The 6,276-nt window shown below is 61.9% G+C and carries 6 protein-coding genes and 2 tRNA genes; 4 read left to right on the top strand and 4 right to left on the bottom strand.

Going from position 1 to position 6,276, the window contains the following annotated elements; all coding sequences use genetic code 11:
- Positions 1–39 precede the first annotated feature (39 nt).
- The 4 genes from BGRAMDRAFT_RS30985 to pncB all read right to left on the bottom strand — a co-directional run bounded on the left by BGRAMDRAFT_RS30985 (position 40) and on the right by pncB (position 4,612).
- Entirely contained in the window at positions 40–1,029 is a 990-nt protein-coding gene (locus tag BGRAMDRAFT_RS30985) for a 2-hydroxyacid dehydrogenase (RefSeq protein WP_006052866.1), read from the bottom strand.
- 54 nt (positions 1,030–1,083) lie between these two features.
- Complete coding sequence (locus tag BGRAMDRAFT_RS30980) at positions 1,084–2,514, bottom strand: sodium:proton antiporter (RefSeq protein WP_044022018.1); 1,431 nt, start codon at positions 2,512–2,514, stop codon at positions 1,084–1,086.
- 88 nt (positions 2,515–2,602) lie between these two features.
- Positions 2,603–3,265, bottom strand: a complete 663-nt coding sequence (locus BGRAMDRAFT_RS30975; protein WP_006052864.1) for a LutC/YkgG family protein — start codon at positions 3,263–3,265, stop codon at positions 2,603–2,605.
- Positions 3,266–3,415: 150 nt separating this feature from the next.
- On the bottom strand, positions 3,416–4,612 hold the full coding sequence (pncB, locus tag BGRAMDRAFT_RS30970; protein WP_006052863.1) for a nicotinate phosphoribosyltransferase: 1,197 nt from the start codon (positions 4,610–4,612) through the stop codon (positions 3,416–3,418).
- Between the two features lie 294 nt (positions 4,613–4,906).
- On the opposite strand from pncB, the gene fdxA reads away from it, so the two are divergent.
- The 4 genes from fdxA (at position 4,907) to BGRAMDRAFT_RS30950 (ending at position 6,223) form a co-directional block, all read left to right on the top strand.
- Positions 4,907–5,230, top strand: coding sequence for a ferredoxin FdxA (gene fdxA / locus BGRAMDRAFT_RS30965; RefSeq protein WP_006052862.1), 324 nt, complete (start codon positions 4,907–4,909; stop codon positions 5,228–5,230).
- A gap of 114 nt (positions 5,231–5,344) precedes the next feature.
- Positions 5,345–5,420: transfer RNA gene (locus BGRAMDRAFT_RS30960), tRNA-Asn, on the top strand.
- 62 nt (positions 5,421–5,482) lie between these two features.
- Positions 5,483–5,558: transfer RNA gene (locus BGRAMDRAFT_RS30955), tRNA-Asn, on the top strand.
- Between the two features lie 152 nt (positions 5,559–5,710).
- Positions 5,711–6,223, top strand: coding sequence for a CreA family protein (locus BGRAMDRAFT_RS30950; RefSeq protein WP_044022021.1), 513 nt, complete (start codon positions 5,711–5,713; stop codon positions 6,221–6,223).
- Positions 6,224–6,276 lie beyond the last annotated feature (53 nt).

Here is a 6,276-nt window from a genome sequence, read left to right as displayed (position 1 = left end):
GATCCGCCAGCACCGCGACGGCCGCGACCAGAATCATCGTCATGCACGCGCCCGGCCGATGACTTCGACATTGATCGGATTAGGCGGCCGACCCGCGCGCGGACCTTCGCCAAGACCGGCGATCAGGTTGTCCGCGGCGAGATTGGCCATCGCGCGGCGCGTCGCTTCTGTCGCGCTCGCGATGTGCGGCGTCAACACGATGTTCGGCACTGTGAGCAGGTCCGGGTTCAGATTCGGCTCGCCTTCGAACACATCGAGACCGGCCGCGGCGATCTGCTTTGCACGCAGCGCCTGAACGAGCGCCGCATCGTCGACGATACCGCCGCGCGCGATATTCGTCAGCGTCGCGGTCGGCTTCATGAGCGCGAGTTCGGCCGCACCGATCGTGTGATGGTTTTCCTTCGTGTACGGCAAAACGAGCACGACATGATCGGCGCGCCGCAACAGGTCCTGCTTCGACACATATTCGGCATTCAGTTCCGCTTCGATTTCCGGCGCGACGCGCGAACGGTTGTGATAGATCACCTGCATGTTGAAGCCGCGCGCACGCCGCGCGAGCGCCTGACCGATCCGCCCCATGCCGATCACGCCCAGCGTTGAGCCGTGGATGTCGCCGCCGAGAAAGCCGTCGTATGACCACTTCTGCCACTTGCCCGCGCGCAGCCAGTGCTCCGATTCGGCGATGCGCCTGGCCGCGGCCATCATCAGCGCCCAGCCGAAGTCGGCGGTCGATTCGTTCAGCACGTCCGGCGTGTTCGTGCCGAGCACGTTCGCCGCGTTGAACGCGGCCATGTCGAAGTTGTTGTAGCCCACCGCCATATTCGACACCACGCGCAGACGCGGCGCGGCCGCGAGAACGTCGGCGCCGATCGGGTCGCCGGCAGTCAGCGCGCCGTCCTTGTCGGCAAGGCGGCGCTTCAGTTCTTCCGCCGGCAGCACGTCGCCCTGATTCCAGTCGACGTCGAAATACTGTTGAAGCCGTTCGATCACGTCAGGAAAAATCGGACGGGCGACGAGGATCTTCTGCATTGCAATTCTCCGTGTAGCGAATCGAGTGAGACAGCCTCGGCAGCAGGCCCGGTGTCAGAAAAAGAGCCAGCCGGTGACGAGAAAAAGCGGCAGCAACACCGCGCCTGACCAGCCGAGATAAGCGAAAAAACTCGGCATGCGCACACCGCGCGACTCCGCGATGGACTTCACCATGAAATTCGGCGCGTTGCCGATATAACTGTTCGCGCCCATGAAGACCGCGCCCGCCGAGATCGCGGCCAGCGTGGTCGCGCCGGTGGTCATCAGCGACTGTGCGTCGCCGCCCGCCAGGTTGAAAAACACGAGATAGGTGGGCGCGTTGTCGAGAAACGAAGATAGCAGGCCCGTCGCCCAGAAGTACATCGCGTCGTGCGGCTGGCCTGCGGAATCGTTGACCAGATGCACGATGCCGGCAAACGCGCCGGCTTCGCCCGCACGCAGCATCGTGATAACCGGCGCAATCGTCACGAAGATGCCGGCAAAGAGCTTGGCGACCTCTTCGATCGGCGCCCAGTTGAAGTCATTGCCCGCGCGAGCCGCACGGGGCGTCCACAGAATCGAAAGCACCGTGACGCCGATGAGCGCAACGTCGCGCACGACATTCTGCAAGGCCACATGCGTGCCGAACACGTCGAAGCTCACGCCCGGCTTCCATAGCCCGCTCATCAGGACGAGGCCGACCACCGCGCCAAGCAACACGAAATTGATCTTGCCGTCGATCCCGAGCCGAGGCGAATCCGGCGTCGGATCGAGGAAGAGCGAGCGCTCCTCTTCCCGTCGATGGAAATAATACGAATCGAGACAATAGAACGCGACGAGCAGCACCGCGCACACGAACAGCATCGGCAACGCGAGATGTGTGGTGGTCCAGAAGAAGTCGACGCCCTGCAGGAAGCCGAGGAACAGCGGCGGATCGCCGAGCGGCGACAAAGAGCCGCCGGCATTCGCCACCAGAAAGATGAAGAACACGACGACGTGAACGACGTGCCGCCGATTATCGTTCGCGCGCAGCAACGGTCGGATCAGCAGCATGGCCGCGCCGGTCGTGCCCATCACGCTCGCGAGCAAGGTGCCGAGCGCGAGGATCGTCACGTTCAGCCGCGGCGTGCCGTGCAGATTGCCGCGCACGCAAATACCGCCCGCGACCGTGTAGAGCGCGGTAAGCAGCACGATGAACGGAATGTACTCTTCGAGTAACGCATGGATGAGCGTGGCGAAGGCAACGTCTGCGCCGATTGCGAACGCGAACGGCGCCAGAAACGCCAGCGCCCACGTCGCCGCGATCTTGCCGAAATGGTGATGCCAGAAAGCCGGCGCGACGAGCGGAAAGACGGCAATGGAAAGCAGCACGCCGGCGAACGGCAATCCCCATAGCGCGGAAAGCGTTGCGCCATCCAATGTCGCGGCGCACGCAAGTTGAGGCCAGCTCATTAACGTCAATGCAGCAGCGAGCACCATGCTCGCCGGAGCGGCACGTCTAGTCATATGCAACAGATTCCCTGGTTCTTTTGAAATGGCAACTGACGGCGCAAGCCGGCGTACATCGGCGAACGAATAGACGCCGCCGCGGCACTCAGGCGCCGAGTACGACGATCACGTGCACCCGATAGGGCCCGTGCGCGCCCAGCACGATGGTCTGTTCGATATCGCCGGTGCGTGAAGGCCCCGAAACGAAGTTGACCGCACGCGGCAGTTCGCCCCGCTCGCTACGAATCAGCGCGAACGCTTCTTCATGTCCCGCCACGATGCGCGAAGCCGGCACGATGGCAATGTGCGTTTCGGGAAGCAGGCCGGCCGACGCATAAGTCTCGGGCCCTGACAGCAGCACGAGTGAGCCGGTTTCGGCAGTGGCGCAAAAGCAGCCGGTGAGACCGACCACGTCGCCGTCTTTCGGCTTGCGAAATTCGACGGTGAGGCCCGCGTCGCTCCAGCGCAGATCCTGCAGCGTCTGCCACGCGATCGCCTGCAACGGCAATGCATGTTCGACCAGATAGCGATGTGCGGCGATCGGCACGTCGCTCAGCGACTCGACCGTGTCGATCGTGGTGGACAATTTCTGCGCTTCTTCGATGAAGCGCGCGGTGAGATCCGCAGGCATGTCGGGGCGCGGACCCGGCGGATGGCGCGCGAGATAATCCGCCGCGGCCTCGCGTTCGGACGCGGACGGCTCCGGCTCACGGCCTTGCGCCGCGCGGATGCGCGCCAGGATATTGCGGCGGGCAATCGATGTGTCCATATGCGAAAGTCCTCGATAGTCCTCGTGTGCATGGCCATGCGAGATGCGGGGCGTGCATGCGAGGAATTATACCGGCCACCCTCCGCGCGAACACCCTGGCCGAACGGCATAGGAACACATCGGACACGCGACAAACGCGCTACAAACCCGCTACTTCGCGGGCTCTTCCTCGGGCTGCGCGATGCCGAAAACCTGCCGCAGATACGCGAGATACGCCTTGTCGTCGCACATGTTCTTGCCCGGCGAATCCGACAGTTTCGCCACCGGCTGCCCATTGCAGCGGACCATCTTGATGACGATCTGCAGCGGGTTATAGCCGAGGTCGTTGGTCAGATTCGTGCCCACGCCGAACGCGAGCTTGCAGCGTCCGCGGAAGCGCTCGTAGAGTTGCAGCACCTTGGGAATGTCGAGCGCGTCGGAGAACACGAGGATCTTCGTGCGCGGATCGCAACGGTTCGCTTCATAGTGCTGGAGCAGGCGCTCGCCCCAATCGAACGGATCGCCGGAGTCGTGACGCGCGCCGTCGAACAGCTTGCAGAAGTACATGTCGAAGTCGCGCAAAAACGCCTGCATGCCGTACACGTCGGAGAGCGCAATACCCAGGTCGCCACGATATTCCTTCGCCCACATTTCGAAGCCGAAGATCTGCGAATCGCGCAGCCGCGGACCCAGCGCCTGGCATGCCTGCAGGTACTCGTGCGCCATCGTGCCGAGCGGCGTGAGGCTGTGCTTCATCGCGTAAAAGACGTTGCTCGTGCCTGCGAACTGCTCGCCGAGACCGTCCTTCAACGTGAGGATCACTTCTTCGTGCCATTGCTTCGAGAAGCGGCGGCGCGTGCCGTAGTCGGCGATCTTGCAGTCGGCGAATTCCGGCCGCGCGCCCAGAAGTTTCATCTTCTCGACGAGGCGTCCGCGACCTTCGCTGTAGTCCGGTTCCTGCTGCGTGTTGCGGAAATAGACTTCGTTGACGATCGCGAGCATCGGAATCTCGAACAGGATCGTGTGCAGCCACGGACCCTTGATCTCGATGTCGATCTCGCCGTTGTTCTTCGGCGAAGGCTCGATCGAAATGTACTTCTCGTTCAGATGAAAGAGCGCGAGAAACTCGATGAAATCGCCCTTGATGAAACGCATGCGCCGCAGGTAGTCGAGCTCTTCGTCGGTAAAGCGCAGCTTGCAGAGCTTGCGCACTTCCGCGCGTATTTCGCCGATGTACGGCACGAGGTCGACGTTCGGCGTGCGGCAACGAAAGCGGTACTCGACGTTGGCCGCGGGAAAATGATGCAGGACCACCTGCATCATCGTGAACTTGTACAGATCGGTGTCGAGCAGCGAAGTAATAATCATGATGGTGCGAAGGGGACTGCGAAGTACGGGAGGCGTGACTCAACCCATGCATACGGCGCGCCTCGTGCGCACCGGCTTGACGCATGTTACCCGAATGCGCCGGCCTTCAGGCTCCCGGCCGCGGCCCGCGCGGCGGCGCTTGCCGTCGGCGGGATACTGTTTTCGGACGCAATAAACTAATCACGAAAACATATAAAAGCCGTTGTGTGATGCCGCATGCGCCTCTTGACGTTACGTTACAATAGCGCTTTTGGCGTTTGCGCCTTTCTGATTCCGCATGCAGGAGCTGCCTGAATGACTCACGTTGTGACCGAAAGCTGCATCAAGTGCCGCTATACCGACTGCGTCGATGTGTGCCCGGTGGACTGCTTTCGCGAAGGTCCCAACTTCCTCGCGATCGACCCCGATGAATGCATCGACTGCGCTGTGTGCGTGGCCGAGTGCCCGGTGAATGCCATTTATGCCGAGGAAGACGTGCCGGGCGACCAGCAAAACTTCATCGAGTTGAATGCCGATCTAGCCAAGAACTGGCCGAGCATCACCAAGACGAAGGCGCCGCTGCCGGAAGCCGACGAGTTCAAGGACGTCAAGGAAAAGCTCGCGCTGCTGGTGCGCTGAGCGTTGCGGCGCTGTCGGTACGCGGCCGTTTCAGCCAAATCGAGATGAACGCGAAGTATTGACAGGTGCGAAAGCTGCTCCTACAATTCCGTTTCTCTGCTGTTGTTGTTCTGTTCCTCGATAGCTCAGTCGGTAGAGCGCCGGACTGTTAATCCGTAGGTCCCTGGTTCGAGCCCAGGTCGAGGAGCCAAGAATTGCAAAAGCCCGTTAACCAAGACGGGCTTTTTTATGTAGATCAAGTTGTACTGCTGTTCCTCGATAGCTCAGTCGGTAGAGCGCCGGACTGTTAATCCGTAGGTCCCTGGTTCGAGCCCAGGTCGAGGAGCCAAAATTCGAAGGCCCGCATCCGTGCGGGCCTTTTTGTTTTGCCGATGGCTTTGGCCATCCATCGTCGCGCGAACGACGCGGCGGTATACGATGACGGCTTCGCAGCGCATCACCGCGCTGCCCAACGAACCCTGCTCATCAGTCGGCAATCTCATGAAATTCATCTCGTTGCGCACGGCGCCTGCGGCCGCGTTTGCGGTCGCACTTACAGCTGCGTTTGCACTGGCCTCCACCGTGCTCGTGCCGTTTGCGCACGCCGAGGAAGTCGGCAGCGTCAATACGAACTTTCGCATCACCGGCTCGGATCGCGTAGTCGTCGAAGCTTATGACGATCCTCTCGTGCAAGGTGTGACCTGCTATGTGTCGCGCGCGCGGACGGGCGGCGTCAAGGGCACGCTCGGCATCGCCGAAGATCCCACGGAGGCGTCCATCGCCTGCCGCCAGGTCGGTGCGATCCACTTCAGCGGACCGCTCAAGCAGCAAGCCGATGTGTTCTCCGTCAGCATGTCGCTGATCTTCAAGGCGCTGCATGTCGTGCGCGTGGTCGACACGAAACGCAACGCGCTCGTCTATCTCACGTACAGCGACCGCGTGGTGAGCGGCAGCGCGAAAAACAGCGTGAGCGCCGTGCCCATGCCGGCCGGCACGACCATTCCGCTCAAGTGAGCCCGCAGCGGCGAGACAACGCGCGACATAGCAGCACATAACCAGCGTCCTAC

The organism is Paraburkholderia graminis C4D1M, from assembly GCF_000172415.1.
Taxonomy (GTDB): Bacteria; Pseudomonadota; Gammaproteobacteria; order Burkholderiales; family Burkholderiaceae; genus Paraburkholderia; species Paraburkholderia graminis.
This window is presented reverse-complemented; position numbering and strand designations above follow the sequence as displayed.

What these genes read in the sequence shown, in the direction of transcription:
- BGRAMDRAFT_RS30975 (WP_006052864.1), bottom strand. Translation starts at nt 3,265, where the DNA reads ATGGACACATCGATTGCCCGCCGCAATATCCTGGCGCGCATCCGCGCG.
- pncB (WP_006052863.1), bottom strand. Translation starts at nt 4,612, where the DNA reads ATGATTATTACTTCGCTGCTCGACACCGATCTGTACAAGTTCACGATG.
- BGRAMDRAFT_RS30980 (WP_044022018.1), bottom strand. Translation starts at nt 2,514, where the DNA reads ATGACTAGACGTGCCGCTCCGGCGAGCATGGTGCTCGCTGCTGCATTG.
- BGRAMDRAFT_RS30950 (WP_044022021.1), top strand. Translation starts at nt 5,711, where the DNA reads ATGAAATTCATCTCGTTGCGCACGGCGCCTGCGGCCGCGTTTGCGGTC.
- BGRAMDRAFT_RS30985 (WP_006052866.1), bottom strand. Translation starts at nt 1,029, where the DNA reads ATGCAGAAGATCCTCGTCGCCCGTCCGATTTTTCCTGACGTGATCGAA.
- fdxA (WP_006052862.1), top strand. Translation starts at nt 4,907, where the DNA reads ATGACTCACGTTGTGACCGAAAGCTGCATCAAGTGCCGCTATACCGAC.